Raw genomic sequence first — 19,418 nt, 5'->3', positions numbered from 1 at the left:
ACCACTTTGTGACCGGTCACAACTTGAGTCCAGTATGCGTCCGCTTCCGCCGCGCGTCAACTCATCACCCGATCGATGCGCCACCACAGGGGTCCCATATCGCCGGAAAGGGCTGGCCTGAGCGGCAGTTTGCGGCCCCTCTCTGGCAGGAGGGCAGCGTCGCTACGCGGACGCGCGCTCGACCAGCACCGGCGCGACCGGCGCGGCGAAGGCGATACCGCCGCCATCCGGGCCGGCTTCCCCGCCCTCGATGAGCGAGACGAGGCGCGCGACGCAGCGGCGGCCCAGCTCGGCGAAGTCCTGGCGGACGGTGGTGAGGGGAGGGGCGAAGAATGCCGCCTCGGGGATGTCGTCGAACCCGACGACGGCGAGCTCCTCCGGGACGCGACGGCCGGCGCGGCGGGCGGCGTGGAGCACGCCGAGGGCCATCTGGTCGTTGGATGAGAAGACGGCGGTCACCGACTCGTCGGCGAGCAGGGCGGCGGCGATCTCCGCGCCGGAGGCGGCGGTCCAGTCACCCTCGCGCGTCACGACGCCGTCCGCCCCGCGCTCGGCGATCTCGGCGAGGAACCCGTCGCGGCGCGCCCGCGCCTCCGTCCAGTCGCCCGGACCGCACAGGTGGGCGATGCGCCGGTGGCCGCGGTCGAGCAGGTGGCGGGTGGCGAGGCGCGCGCCCTCGACCTGGTCGACGAACACGCCGTCGTCACCGGCCGAACCGGCCCCGTGCAGGGTGACCGACGGAACGGCGAGCGACACCGCGGCCATCGCATCCTGCACCCGCTGCTGGGGGGCGATCACGACGATTCCCTCGACGGCCTGCGCGAGCAGATGGTCCAGGGCCGCCTCGATCGACGGCCTGTCGAGGGCGGACGTGTGCGCGACGGTGACGAAGTAGCCCGCGTCGCGCGCCGCCCGTTCGACGGCGTCGATGCTGGAGGCCGGACCGAACAGCGAGGACGTGGAGGCGGCGAGCACCCCGATGGTCGTGGACCGCGCCGTCGTGAGCATGCGCGCGGCCCGGTTCGGCCGGAAGTTGAGGTCGGCCATCGCGGCGAGCACGCGCTCGCGGGTGGCCGGGCGGATGCTGGGGTGGTCGTTCAGCACGCGCGAGACCGTCTGCCGGGAGACGCCGGCCGCTGCGGCGACCTCCCGCACGCCAGGGGCCCGTCCGCTCTCGGTCATCCCCTCACCCTAATGCGGCGCGAGTCCCGCATCGCGGGAAGCACCCCCACCGGTCACGACACGCCGCAGCTCCAGTAGAGCCGACGGCGTGTCGTGACCGACGACGCGGCGCCGCTACGCGACCAGCGCGAATCCCGCGGTCCACGACACGCGCTCGGCGGCCGCCAGCGTGATCTGCAGGAAGCCGAGGGACTCGAGCTCGCGCGCACGCTTGAGCGAACCGGCGTCGACGGCGTTCAGCCCGCCCGCGGTCACGATCCCCGCGAGAGCCGCCTTCGCCGCGTCGTCGTCGCCCGCGATGAGGACCGTCGTGGTCTCCTCGCCGACCGTGCCGGAGACGAGGGTCGCGCCGAAGTTGGTGTTGAACGCCTTCAGCACGGTCGCCTCGGGGAGCTTGGCGGCGATCACCGCGGCAGCGGAGCTGTCGGCCGGAACCGCCAAGCCGTCGAACGTCGCGAAGTCGACCGGGTTGGTGATGTCGACGACGACCTTGCCCGCCAGTGCGGAGCCGTAGGTGGCGATGACCGCATCCACCTCGGGGTAGGGCACCGCGAAGACGACGACCTCGCCGTTCACCGTTCCGCCCTCGCGGCCCAGGTACTCGACGGCGCTGCCGCCGGCGGCAGCCACGCCGCCGATGGCCTTCGCCATGTTTCCGTTGCCGATGATGCTGACCGTGCTCATGAGAGTCCTTTCCGGCTGAACGCCGCGATTAGTTGATGCTTCAACTAATCTACGACGCATTGGTTGACGCGTCAAGTGTTTTGCTAGAATGGCCCGTATGACGACGAACGAGGACCTCGCCGGACGCGAACGCGACGCCTGGCTGGGACTCGTCGCGCTCACGCAGTTGCTCCCTCCCGTCATCGACGGCCAGCTCTCCCGTGACTCCGCCGCCACGCACTACGAGTTCTTCGTGCTCTCGCGCCTGGCCGAGTCACCCCGGCGCCGTATGCGGCTCAGCGCGCTCGCGACCGCGACCAACGCGTCCGTCTCCCGTCTCAGCCACGTGATCACCCGCCTGGAGGCGCGCGACCTGGTGAAGCGGATGCCGTGCGAGGAGGACGGCCGGGCGACCAACGCCGTGCTCACCGATGCCGGCGCCGAGTTCGTGGCGACAGCGGCGCCCGGCCACCTCGACACCGTGCGCTCGCGCGTCCTCGCCGCCCTCACGCCGGAACAGGTGGAGCAGCTGGCGGCGATCTCCGAATCCATCGTCGGCGCCATCGACCCCGCGCGCCGCCCCAGTGACGCCTGCGCCTCCATCGTCGCTGCGACCTCCTGAGCCTCGCCCGCCTCGCGTCCCTCTTCACCCCACAGCCCCCGAGTGCGCAAGAACTCGAGGCGAAGCCGTCGAGGATGCAGAGTGTTCGCGCACTCGACGGGCGGGAACGGAAAAGGGCGCGCGGGAGACGGCGGCTCAGTCGATGAGGTCGCGGGCGGCGAGGAGGCGCAGCACCTCGCGGCCGGCAGGCGGGCAGCGATCGGCGTCCGCGGTGGTGACCCAGTGCAGCGCGCCGACCTCGGCGGACGGTGCGGGCCGGGCGTCGGTGTGCGCACGGAAGACGCGCATGTGGACCATCCGCCCCTCCGCCTGCCCGTGGGCGAGGGCCCGTACCTCGAAGAGTTCCTCGAGCGCGGCGGGGTCGAGGGTCAGGGCGACCTCCTCGAGCGCCTCCCGCGCCGCCCCCTCGGCCGCCGTCTCGCCCGGGTCGATCTTGCCGCCCGGCATGTAGTGAACGTCGCGCCCGCGAGCCGTGACCATCAGCACCGTGCGGTCGCGGATGAGCGCGATGGCGGCGACCTGGAGGGGAGGGAGGGTCATGCCTCCACGGTAGGGGATGCGGGTCTCGGGTCGCCGCGCGGTGCCATGCTGGTCGGATGATCAGCGACGACTCCGCCCGCAGCTTCGTCGACCGATGGCTGGCCGACTGGAACGCACACGACCTCGACGCTCTGCTCGCGCACTACGCGGACGACGTCGTCTTCACCTCGCCCCTCGCCGACCGGCTCCTGCCGGGGAGCGGTGGGGTCGCCCAGGGCAAGGCGGCGCTTCGGGAGTACTGGACAGCCGGTCTCGCGGCGCTCCCCGACCTGCGCTTCGACGTACTCGACCACTACGTCGGCGTGGACACCCTCGTGATCCGGTATCGCAATCACGCCGGCGGGGTGGTCTGCGAAGTGCTGGAGTTCGCGGGCGACACGATCGTGCGCGGGCACGGGACATACCTGGCCGCCTGAGCAGCTGCTCCCGGGCGCGCTACCGCCGTGACAGCAGCGACGTCACCCGCAGGCGGCCGGAGTGGATCCACACGTCCGAGTACTCGATCGGACGCCCGTCGGCGAGGTAGGTCACCTGCTGCAGGTACTGGACGGGCGCGCCCGGCGGCAGCTCGAGCGCGTCCGCGGTGGGCGCGTCCGCCGCCTCCGCCGAGAAGGTGCGGCGGGCGCTCCCGATCTTGAGCTGGAAGCGGCCCTCCAGCGTGCCGAACAGGCTGGACGACGTGAAGTCGGTGTCCTCGAGGCCCGGGACGAGGTCGGCGCGGACGTAGTTGGCGAGCAGGGCGACGGGGCCGTCTGCGGTCCGGCGGAGGCGCCGGAGGGTGAGGACCTTGGCCCCGGGAGGGGTGTCGAGCAGGGCCGCGACGGGCCGCGGCGGCTCGAGCAGCACGCACTCGAGCACATCGGTCTCGGTCACGATGCCCTGGTTCGCGAAGTCCTCCGAGAGGGTGCTGAGCTTCTGGGCGATGGAGGGCTCGATGGTGGTCGAGGTGACGAAGGTGCCTTTGCCGCGGATCTGGCGCAGCAGGCCTTCCTCGATGAGCGTGGTGAGGGCGCGGCGCAGCGTCCCGCGGCTCACGCCGAGGTCGTGCGCCAGCTCGGGCTCGCTCTTCAGCCGATAGTGGGCCGGCCACTCCCCTGTCGCGATCCGCCCTCGGATGCGCTCCGAGATCTGCGCGTGGAGGGCGATCGGGGCCTCCCGGTCGACATCCCCCTCGTCGAACAGCTCCTGGTTCACGGTCACCGTCGTGTGTCCTCCCTGGCGTGCGCCGCCGTCCCGACCTTAGTTCACCGGGACGGCGGCGGCGCTGATCAGTAGCTGGTGGTGTTCTCGTCGCCGGAGTCGCTGATGATCGCCAGCCCCGCGCTCGTACCGAGGAGGCTCGCGCCGGCCTCGAGCAGTGAGAGCGCCTGCGGGTAGCTCTTGATCGATCCGGACGCCTTGACGAGGACGCCGTCACGGGCGAGGCCGACCAGGTAGCGGACGCTCTCCGGGTTGGCCGTCTCGATCTGCCCGCTGGACGCGTTCTTCAGGTAGGCGACGCCGGCCTCCATCGACAGCTCGACCGCGGCGCGGCGCTCGTCGGGTGTGAGGAGGGGCAGTTCGAGCATCACCTTGACCGGAAGGCCGGAGGCGCGCACGACACCGGCGATGTCGTCGCGGAAGGCGTCGTACATGCCGGACTTCAGCCAGCCGACCTGCACGCCGATGTCGAGCTGGGTGGCGCCGAGGCGGGCGATCGACTCGGCCTCTGCGGCCTTGCCCGCGCTCGTGGTGACGCCCACGGTCGGGAAGTCGAGCGCGGTGGCGATGCCCACGCCGGTGCCGGCCAGTTCGGCCGCGACGACGTCGACCCAGGAGGCCGGGACCATCGCGGCGTTGAAGCCGTGCTCGACCGTCTCACGAGCGTGAGCGACGATCTCGTCGCGCGTGAGCCCGACCTCGATCTTTGTGTGCTGGATGTACGGGGCGAGCTCGGCCGGGGCGAGGGTCTTCTCGCCGGAGGTCTCGGTGGTGGTCACGGTTGTTCCTTTCGCATGGACCGCGGGGTGCGGGAGGGTGGGGCCGGCCGTCAGAGACGGTCGGCGTAGTAGGCGGGGGCGACGACGCCGTCCCCGCCGAACCAGCGCGGCACGTCGACGCCGCAGATCAGGCCGATGTTGCCCCAGGGCTCGAAGGCTCCGGTGCGCACGATGACCTTGGCCTGGGCGGCGACGGGCCCGAGCAGGTCGGCGTGGGCGCGGGTGCTGAACTCGGCGCCGGCGAACCGGTCGGCGAGCCACTCGTCGAGGCGCGGGTTGTTGCTGACGACGTCGTCGGCGCGCACAACGCCCTCCACCACCAGCTCGTCGGCGATGAGGCCGAGCACGGTGCGCAGGTCGGGCAGGTTCTCGGCGATCGCGAGGTCGATGCGGTGAGCGTCGCGCGGGATGGGGAACCCGGCGTCGACGACGAGCAGCAGGTCCGTGTGGCCGAGCGTGGCGAGGGCTCCGCTCAGCTCGGCGTTGAGGATGCCGTTCTTCTTCATGGTCTCTCTTTCGGTGGTCGGGATGGTCGAGGCGGCCGGGATGGTCGAGGTAGGCGGGCCGGCCGGGGTCGCTCAGGCGACAGCGGTCGCGGCGGGCACGGCGCCGGTCGCGGCGGCCATGATGTTCTCCTCCGTCGCCTCCGCCGTCGGCAGCACGGTCGAGATGCGGCCCTCCGTCATGACGGCGATGCGATCGGTGACGGTGAGCAGCTCCGGGAGGTCGGACGACGAGCACAGGATGGCGACACCGGCCTCGGCGAGCGCGAACAGCTGCTCGTAGATCTCGGCCTTGGCTCCGACATCCACGCCGCGGGTCGGCTCGTCGAGGATGAGCACGCGCGGCTCGATCGCGAGCCAGCGCGCGAGCATGGCCTTCTGCTGGTTGCCGCCCGAGAGGTTGACGATGGGCGTCTGGAGCGACGCCGTCTTCACCGTGAGGGCGGTGGAGAGCCGGCCGGCCTCCGCGTCGAGGGCGCGGCGGCGGACGAGTCCGCCGGTGGTGTGGCGCCCGAGGGTGAGCACGCCGATGTTGTCGCCGACACCGAGGGAGCTCAGGAGGCCCTGGGCACGGCGCTCACCGGGTACGAAGCCGAGGCGGCGGCGCACCGACTCTCCCGGAGCGCGGCGGTCGTACGGCGCACCGTCGAGCACGACACGTCCTCCCGTGCCGCGGTCGGCCCCGAAGAGGTTGCGGAGCAGTTCGACGCGTCCACTGTCGGGGAGGCCTGCGATGCCGAGGATCTCGCCCGGGTGCAGGTCGAAGGAGACGGCGCGGTGCCCGCGGCCGGCGAGCTCCCGCACCGTGAGCACCGGAGCGTCGAGCGGCTCGGCGCGCACGATGTCCGACCGGCGGGCGACGTCGCCGAGCTCGCGGCCGACCATCGCGGCGACGGCCTGCTCCGGCGTCGTCTCCTCGCGGGCCCAGGAGGCGACGTGCCGGCCGTCGCGCAGCACCTCGAGCTGGTCGGCGAGGCGGAACACCTCGGGCATCCGGTGCGAGACGTACAGCAGGGTCGTGCCCTGTCTCGTGAGCGTGTCCATCAGCGCGAACAGGCGCTCCGACTCCGCCGGGGTCAGCACGGAGGTGGGCTCGTCCAGGATGAGGATGCGGCAGCCGCGGGCGATCGATCGCGCCACCACGACCAGCTGCTGCGTGGCCAGGTCGAGACCGCCGACCGCGGCTCCCGGGTCGAGGTCGAGGTCGAGCGTGCGGAGCAGCTCGGCGGCGCGCTGCCGCATCCGGCGCCGCGACGGGAACCAGCGGCTCCCGGGCTCGACCCCGACCAGGATGTTCTCGGCCACCGTGCGTTCCGGCAGGAGCGAGAGCTCCTGCGGCACGATCGCCACGCCGTGCTCGGTGAGGAGCGAGTGCGGGTCGAACCGCTGCACCTCCACCCCGTGCACGGTGACGCTCCCGGCGCTCGGCGGCTGCAGCCCCGCGAGGATCTTGAGGAGGGTGGACTTGCCCGCGCCGTTCTCTCCGAGCAGGGCGGTCACCCGCCCCTCCGGAACCTCCATCGTGACGTCGGCCAGCGCGGTGACGGGTCCGAACCGGCGGCTGAGACCGGTGATGCGGATGGCCGGCTCTGCCGCGTCGAGCGTCGGGAGCGTCATGTCAGCCCTCCACCGTCGCGTCGGAGAGGTTCTTGGCGTCGATGATCTGTGCTCCCGTGTCGACGCCCGTGATCTCGGTGCCCTTCTTCAGGAAGTCCGCGAGAACCTTGACCGCCTGGTAGCCCTGCTCGGAGGGGTTCTGGCTGATCGTGAATGTCACGACACCCTGGGTGATGAACTCGGCCGTCTGCGGGAGGAGGTCGAAGCCGACCATCGTGATCTTTCCGGAGTTGCCCGACTGCTGGACCCACTTGGCCGCGGCGGTCGTGCTGCAGCAGTCGAGGCCGGCGATGGCGACGACGCCCGACTGTCCCGACATGGTCGAGTCGACCGTGTTGTAGGCCGCGTTCGGCTCGTTGCCCACGTTCACCGGACCGACGACCTCGAAGCCGGATCCCTCCATTCCCTTCTGGAACCCGCCGAAGCGGTCGTTGGACCAGCCGGCGCCGGTGTCGAGCGAGAACACGACGACCTTGCCGGACGTCGTGCCGCCGAGCGCGGTGCGCAGCTCCTTCGCCTCCGACTCGCCGGAGGCGGCGAGGTCCTGGCCCACGAAGCCCATCTGCTTCGAGCCCGGGTTGTCGGTGTTGAACGAGATGATCGGGATGCCCGCCTCATAGGCCTGGGCGATGACCGGCTTGAGCGCGTCGCTGCTCGCGGAGGAGACCGCCAGTCCGTCGACCGCCTGCTGCTGGATGAGCGTCTGCAGCTCGGCGACCTGCTTGGCCGCGTCGCCGCCGGTGGGGCCGATCAGCTGCACGTCGGCGCCGAACTCGGCGCCCGCCTTCTCCATGCCCTCGCGGATCGGGGTGGCGAACGCGAGGGAGGGGTCGTGGTAGCTGAGCTTGATGCGCAGCTTCTCGCCGCCGTCGACACGCTTCTGGATGTACTCGGCGAGGTGGAACCCGCCCGAGGCGTCGGCGGCGCTGCCGTTGGTGATCGCGCCGCAGCCGGCGGCGGTGAGCGCGACCGTCGTGGCGACGGCGGCGGCCGTCAGCACGCGGCGCGTGAGGGTGCGGAAAGACATCAATACTCCTTCGTTGTGATGTGCTCGGGTTGGTGCGATGGGGGATGCGGTGTGCGCGGGGTCCGGCGCGCCGGTCGGGCGGGCGGGGCGCGCAGTGTCAGGCGCGCGTCTTGCGTTTGCGCTGCCAGGTGTCCGCGGCGACAGCCGCGACGATGACGAGACCGGTGACGACGGTCTGCCAGAAGGACGAGATGCCGTTGATGTTGAGGATGTTCTGCAGGATGCCGATGAAGAGGACGCCGATGACGGTTCCCCACATCGTGCCGGAACCACCGAAGAGGGCTGCGCCGCCGATGATGACGGCCGAGATGACGGTCAGCTCCAGGCCGGTCCCGGTGACGCCCTGCACGTAGCTCAGGAACGACAGGCCGAGCACGCCGGCGACCGCCGCGGTGAATCCGGAGAGGACGAACGCGGTGAGCTTCACCGCGCCGACATTGATGCCGACGAGGCGGGCGGCCTCCCGGTTGCCGCCGACGGCGTAGGTGTTGAAGCCGAGGCGTGAGCGCGACAGCAGCACGACGCCCAGCACGATGATGACGGCGAAGATGATGAGCTGCATGGGCACGACCCCGAAGAGGCGCCCCTGGCCGAGCAGGTTGAAGTCGGCGACTCCGGCCTGGGAGGTGCTCAGCGAGATCGGCTTGCCGTCGGAGATCAGGAGCGCGACGCCGCGGAACACGCTCAGGCTGCCCAGCGTGACGATGAACGACGGCACTCCGAGCAGGACCACCGCGAGCCCGTTGACGAGGCCGGCGACCACACCGACCGCGAGACCGATCAGGATCGCGAGCGGCCACGCGACTCCGCCCGCGATCGCCATACCGGTCGCGATCGCCGAGAGCGCGTAGATCGAACCGACCGACAGATCGATCTCACCATTGATGATGACGAAGGTGGCGCCGATGGCCATGATGCCGATCTGGGACACCTGCTGGCCGACCGAGAGCAGGTTCCCCGCCTGCAGGAAGCTCGGCGAGAGCACGGTGCCGAGCACCACCAGCAGCACGAGGGCCGCGAAGACACCGGCCTCGCGGGCGTGCAGGAGCGTGCGGAAGTCGGGTGCGCTGCGTCGCGCGGGGGCGGTGGTGGTGGCGGTCATCGGGCGGGTCCAATCGAGCCGGGGGTCGGGGTGGTAGGGAGGGCCGGGAGCTGATCGGCCGTGGGGAGCGCGGGGACGACGCCCGCCGCGGCGACGGTGTGCGCGCCCGCGTGGGCGGCGTACGCGGCCGCGTCGGCGAGCGGGGCGCCCGCCGCGACCGCGACGGCGAGGGCCGCCGTGAAGGCGTCCCCGGCGCCGGTCGTGTCGACGACCGCCGTGGGCGCGACGGGTGCGATCTCGTGCTCCCCGTCCGCATCCGCCAGGAGGGCTCCGGAGGCCCCGCGGGTGAGGAGGACGGCGCCGCCGGTGCGGGCGCGCAGGGCGGCGACCAGGTCGCGCTCGGTCGCTCCGTCGCCGGGCGCGCGGCCGAGCAGCACCGGCGCCTCCGTCTGGTTGGGCGTGATGATGTCGATCAGCTCCCACGCGTCGTCGGGAAGGGCGCGGGCCGGCGCGGGGTTGAGCAGCGTGCGGGTCCCGACCTCCCGTGCGACGCGGAGGGCGTGCACGACGGCGTCGAGCGGGATCTCCATCGACACGACGAGGATGTCGGCGGCGGCGATCTCGTCCCGGAAGGCGTCGACCGCGGCCGTGTCGAGCTCGTCGAGCGCGCCGGGGGCGATCGCGATGCGGTTCTCGCCCGACGGCTCGACGAGGATGAAGCCGACCATCGTGGCACCGCGCCCGGTGAGCGTCTTGCTCGCGTCGACTCCCTCGCGCTCCCACAGCACGTGAGCGGCGCGGCCGAAGTCGTCGGCTCCGACGGCGGTGAGGAGGCTGACCTGCGCGCCGAGACGCGCGGCCGCCACCGCCTGGTTGGAGCCCTTGCCGCCCGGTCCGGAGTCGAACACGCCTCCGCTGAGGGTCTCGCCGGCCTCAGGCGAGCGTGGGACGCGCATGGTGAGCCCGGCGCCGTAGCTGCCGACCACGGCGATCTTCATCGATTCGAGCGTCATTGACGGGTACTTCCTTGTACGTGAACAACTATGAACATGAGCAGCGTATGTTCATAGTTGTCTAGTTGTCAACTGTTGCGTGCCACCTTCTCGCGCGCACGCGGAAACGCCCGGGTCCGGCCGGCGGGCGACGGACCCGGGCGCGACGACTCCGGGATGGAGGGGGCTACCCCTCCACGACCTGGTTGAGCTGGCGCAGCCCCTTCTCGAAGTCTTTGCCGACCAGCTTCTCGATGTTGAACACGCGCGACAGGAACGTCTTCGGGCTCTCCATGCGCCAGGTCACGCGGGTGCCGTCCCCCTCCGGGGTGAGCACGAAGCGGATGCGATTGCTCGATCGGAACGGCTTGGTGAAGTCCAGCGCGATCCCGACACCGTCGGGGTCCACCGCGGTGACCTGCATGCGCCCGGCGCCCGCCTTGCGGTTGCCCGACCAGGCGTAGCCGGAGCCGACCGTACCCGGCTCGCCCGTGTAGTCGCGGTCCAGCGCGGGGTCGAGGCCCTCCCACGGCGACCAGTCGACCCAGCCGGGGAGGTCGGCGAGGCGGCGCTGCAGTTCTTCGGGAGTCGCGGCGATGCGGACAGTGCGCTCCACGACGATCGTTCCGGCCATGTCGTCAGGGTAGCGCCTCTGGCCCTCGGTGCGACCCCCTGCGTAACGTGGCAGGCGGAGGTTCCCATGCCACAGCACACACCCGCGGCCGACACCGCACCCGGTTCGGGGCGCACGATGCTCCTCGACTCCGCGTCGCTCTACTTCCGCGCCTTCTACGGCGTGCCCGACACGGTGCGCTCCCCCGAGGGCGAGCCGGTCAACGCGGTACGCGGCTTCCTCGACATCATCGCCCGTCTCGTCGCCGATTTCGGACCCGCGTCGCTCGTGGCGTGCTGGGATGACGACTGGCGGCCCCGGTGGCGTGTCGACCTCATCCCGAGCTACAAGGCGCATCGGGTGGCGCGGGAGGTTCCGGGCGGCGTGGACGTGGAGGAGACCCCCGCGGAGCTGGTCGCGCAGGTACCCGTGATCCGGGAGGTCCTGGGCGCGCTCGGGATCGCGATCGTCGGGGTCGCGCAGCATGAGGCGGACGACGTGATCGGCACCCTCGCCTCTCGGCGGACCGGACCGGCGGACGTCGTGACCGGCGACCGAGACCTCTTCCAGCTCGTGGACGACGCCCACGACGTCCGCGTTGTCTACACCGCACGCGGGATGAGCAACCTCGAGGTTCTGACCGACGAGGTCGTCGCGGGCAAGTACGGGGTGCGGCCCGATCAGTATGCGGACTTCGCCGCCATGCGCGGCGACAGCTCCGACGGGCTGCCCGGAGTGGCGGGCGTCGGCGAGAAGACCGCGGCCGCGCTTCTCGCCGAGTACGGGTCGCTCGACGGCATCCGGGCCGCCGCGGCTGACGCCTCGAGCGCGATGAAGCCGGCCGTGCGGGCGCGGTTCCTGGCGGCGGCGGACTACCTGGATGTGGCCCCGCGCGTCGTCGAGGTCGTGCGTGACCTCGAGCTGCCCGCCGTGGACGCGCGCCTGCGCCGTCCGCAGGAGCACCAGCGCGAGGCGCTCGACGCGCTGGCCGCGCGCTGGGGTCTCGGCGGGTCGCTCGACCGCCTGCTGGCGGCGCTCCCCGACTGACCCGGGAGGCACCGAGACGGCTCGAAATCGGGTGCAGGGCGCCGAGACGGCTGACAATGGGCCGCCTCGAGGGCTCAGACGGCGTCGGGCTGCCAGCGCCAGAGTTCGCGCTGGGCGAGGAGGGCGAGCTCCCGGAGCACGTCGAGGTCGAACTCGCCGGTCTCGGCGTCACGCGGCGTGCGACTGAACACGCAGAGCGCGCCGATGCGGGTGCCGTCCGGTGCCTCGACGGGGTAGCCGGCGTAGTAGCGCAGACCGGCGGGACCGGTCACGAGCGGACTGGCGGCGAAGCGCTCGTCGTCGACGGCGTCGGTGACGACCATCCCGTCGGACGAGGCGATCGTGTGGAGACAGGCCGACTGCTCGATCGGGATCTCGCGCGGCGTGGTCCCGACGGCGGAGATCGGCCACTCCTTCTCGTCGTCCAGGATCGTGAACATCGCGATCTCGGTGCCGAGGGTGCGTTGCGCCGTGCCCACCAGGCCGTCGAGCCGGGCGTCGCGCCCACGCTCGGCCAGGCGCAACCGGTCGATGGCCTCGACCCGCTCGGCGGCCGACTGCGGCGAAGGCGGCTGCTCCGCGGGAAGCGAGCCGAGGACGGGGGTGAGGGCGTCGGCGATGCTGCGGGCCCAGAAGAGGTAGGCGGCGGGGCCGTGGGGCCGGGCGGACTCGGCGTGCGGCGGGGCCGCCAGGGCGACGAAATGCGCGCCTTCCTCCCGGCACACCCGCTCGGCCACCCGGTTGAGCCGCTCGCCGTGCTCCTCGGCGATCCGGGCCGGACCGACGTCGTCCGTGGCGGACGCCAGGATGGGCTGCGCGCCCAGCCAGGCCACGGCCGCCGCCCCGCCGCGGGCGGCGAGCACCTCACGGAGGACGGCACGCATCCGCTCGCCCCACCGCCCCGGGTCGGGGAGGCGCAGCGAGTCCGCGAGCGCAGCGCTCAGCACCACGGCGTCGTAGCGTTCGGGCGTGGCCGCACGCACCAGGGATCGCAGCCTCCTGACACCGGCGGACGGATGCGCGACCACGTCGACCACGGCGCCGCGCCCCGTCGACGAGGCCAGCGCCCGCGCCACGGCTCCGGGGAGCGCGAGATCGTGGCTGCCGACACCCCACCCGACCACCGGTCCCGAGCCCACCAGCAGCACGCGGATGTTCCGCCGCCCGGCGACGAAGCCCTGCGGCGCATCCGACGGGCGCACCAGCCTGGTGCGGATGTTGACGACCTGCAGCAGCCGCGCCCGGGTCGCGAGGCGGAGCCCCGGTCTCAGGCTTTCAGCATTCACCCGGTTGACGGTATCCCGGCATACCGGTTCGGCCTAGCGGCGGCTCGCCGACTCACCCGGAATGTATGACGGCCAGCGGCGGGCTCAGGGCAGCGTGTGCCCGGCCGCGCGGAACAGGCGGTACCACTCCTCGCGGGTGAGCGGGAGCTCCGACCCGGCGGCGGCGTCGCGGACGCGCTGGGCGTTGGTGGTGCCGAGGACGACCTGGATGCCGGCGGGGTGCCGGGTGATCCAGGCCGTGGCGATCGCGGTGGGCGTGACTCCGTAGTCGGCGGCGAGCTCGTCGATGACATCGTTCAGCTCCGCGTACTGCTCGCGGTCGCCGAGGAAGACGCCGTCGAAGAACCCCTTCTGGAACGGCGACCAGGCCTGCAGGGTGATGTCGTGGAGGCGCGCGTGGTCCAGGATGCCGTTGTCGCGGTCGATGGACTGCGGCAGGCCCGCCATGTTGGCGGCGACACCCTGGGCGATGAGCGGGGCGTGCGTGATGCTGAGCTGCACCTGGTTGGCGACGATGGGCTGCACGACGTACCGGCGGAGCAGGTCGATCTGCCCCGGCGTGTGGTTCGAGACGCCGAACGCGCGCACCTTGCCCGACTCCTGCAGTGCGTCGAAGGCGGCGGCGACCTCCTCCGGCTCGACGAGCGTGTCGGGACGGTGCAGGAGCAGGAGGTCGAGGTAGTCGGTGCGGAGGGCCGCGAGCGACTCGTCCACGGTGGCCAGGATGTGCTCGCGCGAGAAGTCGAAATAGCCGTCGCGGATGCCGACCTTGGACTGGATGACGACCTGGTCGCGCTCGGCGGCCGGGATCGCTCCCGCATCCCCGAACCGCCGCTCGCTGCCGTGGCGCCGGTCGCCGTAGATGTCGGCGTGATCGAAGACCGTGACGCCCTCGTCCCGGGCGCTGCGGACGAGTGCGCGGATCTCCTCGTCGGAGAGGGGCTCGATGCGCATCAGACCGAGGACGATGTTGGACGCGCCGACGCCGACGCCGGGGAAGGTGAGAGTTCGCATGCCTCCCATCCTCCTCCCGTCAACCCCCTCCCCGGCCGCATGGAGCGGGGCTAGCGTGCGGATCCTGAAGGTCCATGCGCGAAACAGGAGGACGTCCCATGACGATGACACCGGAGATGCAGCTTGCCGTACAGGACTTCCGCGCCGAGACCGACCTGGGCGCCCGCCGTGCCCCCGCCCGGCCGCGCTACGTGGTGCACGCGCTGGGCAGGGACTTCCGGGTCAGCGACGAGATGGCGCAGATCTTCGTGCGCCAGGTGGAGCGGGTGGCGCACGACGACAGCTCCGCCCTCGTCGTGTTGCGTCACGAGGAGGGCGTCGAGTTGCTGCTCGTGACCGACGACAACTCGTTCAGCATCCGCACGTTGGCGTAGCGGTGCGGGGTCGTCCTACGCTCGGAGGGTGAGCGAGGCGGAGGTCGGGAAGGACGACGCGCTGGCCGTGGAGGAGTTCCGCGCCGCCGTCGACGATGCCGTCGCGCGTCTGACGGAGGCCGGCGCCCGCACGGAGGCGCTGGCCGTCTACGAGGCCCGGCAGCGCAAGCTCCTGATCATGCGCGAGCCGGTGCTGCGACCGGCCGGGCGTGTGTGGCGCCTGGGCGTGCTGCTGCTCGACGCGGACGGAGGCCTGCACGCGACAGGCTCCGTCATCCGGGCCACCGAACCGGGGCGCACGCAGTACGTCTCGGTCTCGGCCGAGACGCGCCGCGCTTACCGCGCCGCGGCCGAGCGGGGTCACTTCCGTGACGGCGAGACCGTCGACTTCGACGCGGACCCGGTGCCGCTCGACGTGGAGACCCTCCGGGACGCAGCGCGCACCGGACGCGGCCCCCTGTTCCTGAGCGACGGCGTCGTGCGCGTGCGCTGGAGCACCGCGGTCGCGGACACCGACGCCCGCGACGCGCTCGGCTACCTGGCGGAGCGGGTGGAGTTGCTGGCGCACCCGCCGCAGGGGGCGTGAGGAGTCCGCCCCTCAGCTCGCCGTCGCCGCGCCGCCGCTCTTCTTGCCCGTCAGGTCGTCGATCGCGGCCGCCGCCTTGTCGGTGGCCTTGCCGACGGCGTCGCCGACGGTCTCGCCGATGTCGGAGGCTGCGCGGGAGGCGAAGTCCTTCACATCGTCCTTGACCTGTTGTACGGGGGCCGACTCGGTGAAGCCCCGCAGCTTCTTGCGCATGTCGTCGTAAGCCCCGCGTCCCGCCCGCGACCCGATGACGAATCCGACGGCGACCCCAGCGACGAAGATGAGTAGTTTCATGCCGGGTACCGTACGCGCGCCATCGCCGACGTGACAGGGGCTTGCGGATGCCCGGGATCGCGGGGAGCAGAATGGCTGCGTGACCGGCTCCGCACCACGGCGAGGGGAGGCCGCCGCCTCAGCCGCGGCGGAGCTCGAGAGCGCGCTGGCGCACTGGGCGGCCGGCGGCGGTACGCCGTCGGCCGACGCAGTCTCCGCCGTGCGCGTCGTGCTCCTCGTCGAGGGCGCGAGCGACCGCGCAGCCGTGCTGACAGCGGCAGTTCTGCTCGGCCGCGATCTCGGCATGGAAGGGGTCGCCGTCGTGCCGATGGGCGGCGCGATGAGCGCTCGACGATTCGCGGAGGCACTCGGGCCGCGGCGTCCCACCGGCGGTGACGACGCCCCCGCCACCGCACACCGCCCCGAGGTGCGCGGCCTGTGCGACGCCGCCGAGCGCCGGTTCTTCGAGCGCGCGGGCATCCCGGACCCCGCCATCGCGGTGTGCCGTCCGGATCTCGAGGGCGAGCTGATCGAGGCATTGGGGATCGCCGGCACGGAGGAGGTGCTCGCTCAGGAGGGGGACCTGCGGCTGTTCCGCACGTTCCAGAACCAACCAGCGCAGCGCGCCCGCACGCCGGCGCAGCAGCTGCACCGGTTCTTCGGCACGACCTCCGGCCGCAAGGAGCGGTACGGCCGAGCGCTCACCGCCGCGCTGACGGCCGAGCGCCTCCCCGCCCCGCTGGTCTCCGCCCTGCTGGGCGACGAGGAGGGCTCGGACGCGCGCGCGTAGGGTGGAGCGCATGCCCGCAGCCGACGACGCCCTCGACGCACGCCTCGCCACGATCTTCTCCGCCCGCGATCGCACGCGCATGGCCCCCACGATCGCCGCGTTCCTGCAGGTGCTCGCCGAGCATCCCGACGACGCGCGGGTGCTGTACGAGGTCGGCGGCTCGTACGACACGGCCGGCGAGGAGGAGACCGCGGCCGGCTACTACGAACGCGCCCTCGCTGCGGGCCTCGACGGCGAGACCCTGCGCAGATGCCTGCTCCAGTACGGCAGCACCCTGCGCAACCTCGGCCGCTTCGACGAGTCGCTCGCTGTGCTCGACCGCGCCCTCGCGGAGTTCCCCGACTCCGAGTCGGTGCGCGTCTGGCAGGCCCTGTCGCTCCACGCCGCGGGACGCAGCGACGCCGCGGTCGCCGCGCTCATGGACCTGGCCGCCGACCGCATCCGCACCCCCGACCTCCTGCGCTACGAGCAGGCGCTGCGCGGGAACGCGGAGCACCTGCGCGGAGTGGACCGGGAGCGGGGCGACGCGGCGGCGACCGCGTCCGAGCAGGCGCACCGGCACTGACCTCCGCCCGCTCAACCCGGCGACGCCACCGCCAGCCGGAACCGCTCCGGCGCGCGCTCGCCGTGCAGGGCGAGCCGGGCGAGCACGTCACCGAGCGCGGGGCCGAACTTGAACCCGTGGCCCGAGAAACCCGCGGCGACCGTGACCGGGCCGACGCGGTCGAGCACGAAGTCGGAGTCGGGCGTGGTGTCGTAGAGGCAGCTGATGGAGGCGGGGCGGGACGCGTCGACACCGGGGACCCATTCGGCGACGTACCTCTGCAGGCGTTCCAAGCGCACCAGGTCGATGGTGCGGTCGCGGTCGTCGGGGTCGACGACGGGGCCGCCGCCGTGCACGCCGACCTTGACCCCCTCGCCCGGGGTCAGCAGGCCGTAGACGCTCGGAACCTCGGGGTCGGTGGGATGGTGCACGAAGCTCGGCCAGACGCCCTCGTCGGATGCGGGGCCGGGCAGCAGCGGGAAGTGCGCGGGCTGCTCCTCGGTCACGCGCAGGTCGGGGAGCGCGGCACCGTTGCGCGAGAGCCATCCGCCCGCGAGCCCCGGTGTCCACGAGCCCGCGGCGATCACCAGACGGGCGGCATGGTGCACGCCGTCGTCCGCCGTCACGACGACACCGTCCCCGTCGCTGGCGATGGACGCCACCCGCACACCGAAGCGCAGGTCTGCTCCGGCCGCCGCGGCCGTGTCGAGGAGCGCATCGATCGCGTCCGCAGCGCGCAGCCTGCCCCCGCCCGGGCTGAACAGCACGTCGTCTTCGAACCGCAATCCGGGCCAGCGCTCCGCCGCCTCGGAGCCCCGCAGACGCTCGGAGGGGAGGGCCTCCGCCGTCATGGCGGCGGCGATGGCGTCGAGCGCACGCGGATCGCCGTGGTCGAGGGCGCCGGTGCGATCGAAGACCGTGCGCCCCGTCTGCCTCTCCAGCCGCTGCCAGCCCGCGGCGGCGCGCACGGTGAGCTGTACGTAGTCCGCGGCGTCGTAGCCGTGGCGGAAGATGCGGCTGGCGCCGTGCGACGAGCCGCGGTCGTGCCCGCGGTCGAACGCCTCGAGCAGCAGCACGCGGGAGCCGGCCTCGGCGAGGGAGCGAGCCGCTGCGGCGCCCACGACGCCGGCTCCGATGACGATGGTGTCGACGGTCATGGGCCACACGTTACCGGCCGCGGTCTCGCGGACACTGAGCGCGTCACGTCGCCCGCCGACGGCGGCGCACGCGGCTACCGCGCCTTCTCCGCCGGCGCCCCCTCGCGAGTGATGATGGCGGCGTCGCCGTCCTCGTCCAGCTTCACGCGCAGCGGCTTGCGGAAGGCGCGGGTCAGCACCAGCAGGGTGACGATGCCGATCGCCAGCCAGACGAGGCCGTACTCGAGCGCGTCGAGGTGGAGGTTGACCCAGAGCACGCCAGTGAGCACCATCCCGATGCCCGGCAGCACGATGTTGCGCAGGATCTGCGCCGCGCCGCGCCGCTCCTTGCGACGGAACGCGAAGTGGATGATGACGGTGGCGTTCACCACGGTGAAGGCGATCAGCGCACCGAAGTTGATCATCGACGACACGAACTCCAGCGTGAACGCCGCCGCGAGCAGCGAGACGGCGCCGACGAGGAGCACGGCCGTCGACGGGGTGCGGAAGCGCGGGTGCACGTAGGAGAGGAAGCGCGAGATGCGTCCGCTGCCGTTGCGCGCCATCACGAAGATCATGCGGGAGACGCTGGCATGAGAGGCGAGGCTCGAAGCCACGGCGGCCGCGACCGCGGCGGAGATGAAGAGGATCTGGAAGAGCAGTCCGCCCGTCTTGAGGGCGATCTCGGGCAGGGTGTCATCGGTGAAGTCGAAGCCCGCCATCGTCGGGAACCGCGACTGCGCGAACCATGCCGCCACGAAGAAGATCGTTCCGCCGATCAGGAGCGCGAGCACGATCGCGCGCGGCACCGTCCGGGTGTCTTTGGCCTCCTCCGTGTACATCGTGATCGCGTCGAAGCCGATGAACGAGAAGCACACGACCGTCGCGCCCCCGATCACGGCCGTCAGGTGCACGCCCGAGTGGAACAGCGGCGCCAGGCTGAACGCCGTGCCCGTGCCGGCCCCGGAGTTGAGCGCCGCCCAGGTCAGGGCGACGAACACACCGATGAGCACGATCTGGAAGGCGACGAGGATGCCGTTGACCGTGGAGGTGGACGACATGCTGAACAGGTTCATGGCCGTGATGGCGGCGACGTAGCCGACCACCCAGATCCACCCCGGGACCTGCGGGAAGAACGACTCGAGGTACAGCCGCACGATGAGCGCGTTGACGAGCGGCAGCAGCAGGTAGTCGAGGAGGGACGACCAGCCGACCAGGAAGCCGACGGTGGGGTGGATGGTCTCGGAGGCGTACGTGTACGCGGAACCCGCCGACGGGTAGACCCGCGTCATCCGCCCGTAGCTCAGCGCGGTGAACACCATGGCGACGAGAGCGAAGAGGTAGGCGGAGGGCACCACCCCGTTCGTCTCGCCGGTGACGATCCCGAACGTGTCGAACACGGTCATCGGCGTCATGTACCCCAGCCCGAGCCCGACGATCGCCCAGAGCCCGAGGGACCGGCGCAGTGACGTGGGTGCGGTGGGTGAGGGCACGCGAGCTCCTTCGCTCAGTCGACGAGACGAGCCATAGTACGCACGGCGCGCAGCGATCGGCGAATCGAATCTCGACTGATCGCATTGCAGAATCG

The 19,418-nt window shown here is 72.0% G+C and carries 23 protein-coding genes; 7 read left to right on the top strand and 16 right to left on the bottom strand.

Annotation, left to right across the window (positions count from 1 at the left end; genetic code table 11):
* Nucleotides 1-162 precede the first annotated feature (162 nt).
* Together LLS1_RS01685 and LLS1_RS01680 are read right to left on the bottom strand one after the other, a co-directional pair.
* Nucleotides 163-1,182 (bottom strand): LacI family DNA-binding transcriptional regulator, encoded by a 1,020-nt coding sequence (locus LLS1_RS01685; protein WP_226653313.1) that lies wholly within the window; start codon nucleotides 1,180-1,182, stop codon nucleotides 163-165.
* A 114-nt stretch (nucleotides 1,183-1,296) separates the two neighbouring features.
* On the bottom strand, nucleotides 1,297-1,866 hold the full coding sequence (locus tag LLS1_RS01680; protein WP_226653312.1) for an NADPH-dependent F420 reductase: 570 nt from the start codon (nucleotides 1,864-1,866) through the stop codon (nucleotides 1,297-1,299).
* Nucleotides 1,867-1,963: 97 nt separating this feature from the next.
* Here LLS1_RS01680 and LLS1_RS01675 point away from each other — a divergent pair, with 97 nt between their 5' ends.
* Entirely contained in the window at nucleotides 1,964-2,467 is a 504-nt protein-coding gene (locus LLS1_RS01675; RefSeq protein WP_226653311.1) for a MarR family winged helix-turn-helix transcriptional regulator, read from the top strand.
* A 135-nt stretch (nucleotides 2,468-2,602) separates the two neighbouring features.
* On the opposite strand, the gene LLS1_RS01670 is transcribed toward LLS1_RS01675, so the two are convergent.
* The gene (locus tag LLS1_RS01670; protein WP_226653310.1) at nucleotides 2,603-3,007 is read right to left on the bottom strand and encodes an NUDIX domain-containing protein; all 405 of its coding nucleotides are present in this window, start codon (nucleotides 3,005-3,007) and stop codon (nucleotides 2,603-2,605) included.
* Nucleotides 3,008-3,063: 56 nt separating this feature from the next.
* Between LLS1_RS01670 and LLS1_RS01665 the strand changes: the two genes are divergently transcribed.
* Nucleotides 3,064-3,423, top strand: a complete 360-nt coding sequence (locus LLS1_RS01665) for a nuclear transport factor 2 family protein (RefSeq protein ID WP_226653309.1) — start codon at nucleotides 3,064-3,066, stop codon at nucleotides 3,421-3,423.
* A 19-nt stretch (nucleotides 3,424-3,442) separates the two neighbouring features.
* Here the strand turns inward: LLS1_RS01665 and LLS1_RS01660 are convergent, their stop codons facing one another.
* From LLS1_RS01660 to LLS1_RS01625, 8 genes are all read right to left on the bottom strand, one after another.
* Nucleotides 3,443-4,207, bottom strand: a complete 765-nt coding sequence (locus LLS1_RS01660) for a GntR family transcriptional regulator (RefSeq protein ID WP_223358504.1) — start codon at nucleotides 4,205-4,207, stop codon at nucleotides 3,443-3,445.
* A 68-nt stretch (nucleotides 4,208-4,275) separates the two neighbouring features.
* Nucleotides 4,276-4,986 (bottom strand): deoxyribose-phosphate aldolase, encoded by a 711-nt coding sequence (deoC, locus tag LLS1_RS01655; protein ID WP_223358505.1) that lies wholly within the window; start codon nucleotides 4,984-4,986, stop codon nucleotides 4,276-4,278.
* A gap of 50 nt (nucleotides 4,987-5,036) precedes the next feature.
* A complete protein-coding gene (gene rbsD / locus LLS1_RS01650; protein ID WP_226653308.1) occupies nucleotides 5,037-5,492 on the bottom strand; it encodes a D-ribose pyranase in 456 nt (151 codons plus the stop codon).
* Between the two features lie 72 nt (nucleotides 5,493-5,564).
* Nucleotides 5,565-7,106, bottom strand: a complete 1,542-nt coding sequence (locus LLS1_RS01645) for a sugar ABC transporter ATP-binding protein (RefSeq protein ID WP_226653307.1) — start codon at nucleotides 7,104-7,106, stop codon at nucleotides 5,565-5,567.
* Between the two features lies 1 nt (nucleotide 7,107).
* A complete protein-coding gene (locus tag LLS1_RS01640) occupies nucleotides 7,108-8,133 on the bottom strand; it encodes a substrate-binding domain-containing protein (protein WP_223358508.1) in 1,026 nt (341 codons plus the stop codon).
* Nucleotides 8,134-8,230: 97 nt separating this feature from the next.
* A complete protein-coding gene (locus tag LLS1_RS01635) occupies nucleotides 8,231-9,235 on the bottom strand; it encodes an ABC transporter permease (protein ID WP_223358509.1) in 1,005 nt (334 codons plus the stop codon).
* Nucleotides 9,232-10,188, bottom strand: a complete 957-nt coding sequence (locus LLS1_RS01630; protein ID WP_226653306.1) for a ribokinase — start codon at nucleotides 10,186-10,188, stop codon at nucleotides 9,232-9,234. The genes LLS1_RS01635 and LLS1_RS01630 overlap by 4 nt, the downstream gene beginning before the upstream one ends.
* A 166-nt stretch (nucleotides 10,189-10,354) precedes the next feature.
* Complete coding sequence (locus LLS1_RS01625) at nucleotides 10,355-10,801, bottom strand: SRPBCC family protein (RefSeq protein ID WP_226653305.1); 447 nt, start codon at nucleotides 10,799-10,801, stop codon at nucleotides 10,355-10,357.
* A gap of 117 nt (nucleotides 10,802-10,918) precedes the next feature.
* Between LLS1_RS01625 and LLS1_RS01620 the strand changes: the two genes are divergently transcribed.
* Nucleotides 10,919-11,827 carry a 5'-3' exonuclease gene (locus LLS1_RS01620; protein ID WP_226653593.1) on the top strand — a complete coding sequence of 303 codons (909 nt, stop codon included), beginning with the start codon at nucleotides 10,919-10,921 and terminating at the stop codon, nucleotides 11,825-11,827.
* Between the two features lie 74 nt (nucleotides 11,828-11,901).
* Here LLS1_RS01620 and LLS1_RS01615 read toward each other — a convergent pair whose 3' ends face one another.
* On the bottom strand, nucleotides 11,902-13,113 hold the full coding sequence (locus LLS1_RS01615) for a GDSL-type esterase/lipase family protein (RefSeq protein WP_226653304.1): 1,212 nt from the start codon (nucleotides 13,111-13,113) through the stop codon (nucleotides 11,902-11,904).
* A gap of 84 nt (nucleotides 13,114-13,197) precedes the next feature.
* The gene (locus LLS1_RS01610; RefSeq protein ID WP_226653303.1) at nucleotides 13,198-14,127 is read right to left on the bottom strand and encodes an aldo/keto reductase family oxidoreductase; all 930 of its coding nucleotides are present in this window, start codon (nucleotides 14,125-14,127) and stop codon (nucleotides 13,198-13,200) included.
* A 98-nt stretch (nucleotides 14,128-14,225) separates the two neighbouring features.
* On the opposite strand from LLS1_RS01610, the gene LLS1_RS01605 reads away from it, so the two are divergent.
* Nucleotides 14,226-14,501, top strand: a complete 276-nt coding sequence (locus LLS1_RS01605; RefSeq protein ID WP_223358514.1) for a TetR family transcriptional regulator — start codon at nucleotides 14,226-14,228, stop codon at nucleotides 14,499-14,501.
* A gap of 28 nt (nucleotides 14,502-14,529) precedes the next feature.
* The gene (locus LLS1_RS01600; protein ID WP_226653302.1) at nucleotides 14,530-15,087 is read left to right on the top strand and encodes a hypothetical protein; all 558 of its coding nucleotides are present in this window, start codon (nucleotides 14,530-14,532) and stop codon (nucleotides 15,085-15,087) included.
* A 12-nt stretch (nucleotides 15,088-15,099) separates the two neighbouring features.
* On the opposite strand, the gene LLS1_RS01595 is transcribed toward LLS1_RS01600, so the two are convergent.
* Complete coding sequence (locus tag LLS1_RS01595) at nucleotides 15,100-15,381, bottom strand: hypothetical protein (protein ID WP_226653301.1); 282 nt, start codon at nucleotides 15,379-15,381, stop codon at nucleotides 15,100-15,102.
* Nucleotides 15,382-15,460: 79 nt separating this feature from the next.
* Here LLS1_RS01595 and LLS1_RS01590 point away from each other — a divergent pair, with 79 nt between their 5' ends.
* Together LLS1_RS01590 and LLS1_RS01585 are read left to right on the top strand one after the other, a co-directional pair.
* On the top strand, nucleotides 15,461-16,150 hold the full coding sequence (locus LLS1_RS01590; RefSeq protein ID WP_226653300.1) for a TOPRIM nucleotidyl transferase/hydrolase domain-containing protein: 690 nt from the start codon (nucleotides 15,461-15,463) through the stop codon (nucleotides 16,148-16,150).
* 10 nt (nucleotides 16,151-16,160) lie between these two features.
* Complete coding sequence (locus LLS1_RS01585) at nucleotides 16,161-16,715, top strand: tetratricopeptide repeat protein (protein ID WP_226653299.1); 555 nt, start codon at nucleotides 16,161-16,163, stop codon at nucleotides 16,713-16,715.
* 11 nt (nucleotides 16,716-16,726) lie between these two features.
* Here LLS1_RS01585 and LLS1_RS01580 read toward each other — a convergent pair whose 3' ends face one another.
* The gene (locus LLS1_RS01580; RefSeq protein WP_226653298.1) at nucleotides 16,727-17,851 is read right to left on the bottom strand and encodes an FAD-dependent oxidoreductase; all 1,125 of its coding nucleotides are present in this window, start codon (nucleotides 17,849-17,851) and stop codon (nucleotides 16,727-16,729) included.
* 74 nt (nucleotides 17,852-17,925) lie between these two features.
* Complete coding sequence (locus LLS1_RS01575; protein WP_226653297.1) at nucleotides 17,926-19,323, bottom strand: APC family permease; 1,398 nt, start codon at nucleotides 19,321-19,323, stop codon at nucleotides 17,926-17,928.
* Nucleotides 19,324-19,418 lie beyond the last annotated feature (95 nt).

Source organism: Leifsonia sp. LS1 (assembly GCF_020521355.1).
Lineage (GTDB): Bacteria > Actinomycetota > Actinomycetes > Actinomycetales > Microbacteriaceae > Leifsonia.
This window is presented reverse-complemented; position numbering and strand designations above follow the sequence as displayed.

Bases quoted from the DNA above. Each gene is read 5' to 3' on its own strand.
- LLS1_RS01685 (WP_226653313.1), bottom strand. From the start codon at position 1,182: ATGACCGAGAGCGGACGGGCCCCTGGCGTGCGGGAGGTCGCCGCAGCG.
- LLS1_RS01680 (WP_226653312.1), bottom strand. From the start codon at position 1,866: ATGAGCACGGTCAGCATCATCGGCAACGGAAACATGGCGAAGGCCATC.
- LLS1_RS01675 (WP_226653311.1), top strand. From the start codon at position 1,964: ATGACGACGAACGAGGACCTCGCCGGACGCGAACGCGACGCCTGGCTG.
- LLS1_RS01670 (WP_226653310.1), bottom strand. From the start codon at position 3,007: ATGACCCTCCCTCCCCTCCAGGTCGCCGCCATCGCGCTCATCCGCGAC.
- LLS1_RS01665 (WP_226653309.1), top strand. From the start codon at position 3,064: ATGATCAGCGACGACTCCGCCCGCAGCTTCGTCGACCGATGGCTGGCC.
- rbsD (WP_226653308.1), bottom strand. From the start codon at position 5,492: ATGAAGAAGAACGGCATCCTCAACGCCGAGCTGAGCGGAGCCCTCGCC.
- LLS1_RS01645 (WP_226653307.1), bottom strand. From the start codon at position 7,106: ATGACGCTCCCGACGCTCGACGCGGCAGAGCCGGCCATCCGCATCACC.
- LLS1_RS01640 (WP_223358508.1), bottom strand. From the start codon at position 8,133: ATGTCTTTCCGCACCCTCACGCGCCGCGTGCTGACGGCCGCCGCCGTC.
- LLS1_RS01635 (WP_223358509.1), bottom strand. From the start codon at position 9,235: ATGACCGCCACCACCACCGCCCCCGCGCGACGCAGCGCACCCGACTTC.
- LLS1_RS01630 (WP_226653306.1), bottom strand. From the start codon at position 10,188: ATGACGCTCGAATCGATGAAGATCGCCGTGGTCGGCAGCTACGGCGCC.
- LLS1_RS01625 (WP_226653305.1), bottom strand. From the start codon at position 10,801: ATGGCCGGAACGATCGTCGTGGAGCGCACTGTCCGCATCGCCGCGACT.
- LLS1_RS01620 (WP_226653593.1), top strand. From the start codon at position 10,919: ATGCTCCTCGACTCCGCGTCGCTCTACTTCCGCGCCTTCTACGGCGTG.
- LLS1_RS01610 (WP_226653303.1), bottom strand. From the start codon at position 14,127: ATGCGAACTCTCACCTTCCCCGGCGTCGGCGTCGGCGCGTCCAACATC.
- LLS1_RS01605 (WP_223358514.1), top strand. From the start codon at position 14,226: ATGACGATGACACCGGAGATGCAGCTTGCCGTACAGGACTTCCGCGCC.
- LLS1_RS01595 (WP_226653301.1), bottom strand. From the start codon at position 15,381: ATGAAACTACTCATCTTCGTCGCTGGGGTCGCCGTCGGATTCGTCATC.
- LLS1_RS01585 (WP_226653299.1), top strand. From the start codon at position 16,161: ATGCCCGCAGCCGACGACGCCCTCGACGCACGCCTCGCCACGATCTTC.
- LLS1_RS01580 (WP_226653298.1), bottom strand. From the start codon at position 17,851: ATGACCGTCGACACCATCGTCATCGGAGCCGGCGTCGTGGGCGCCGCA.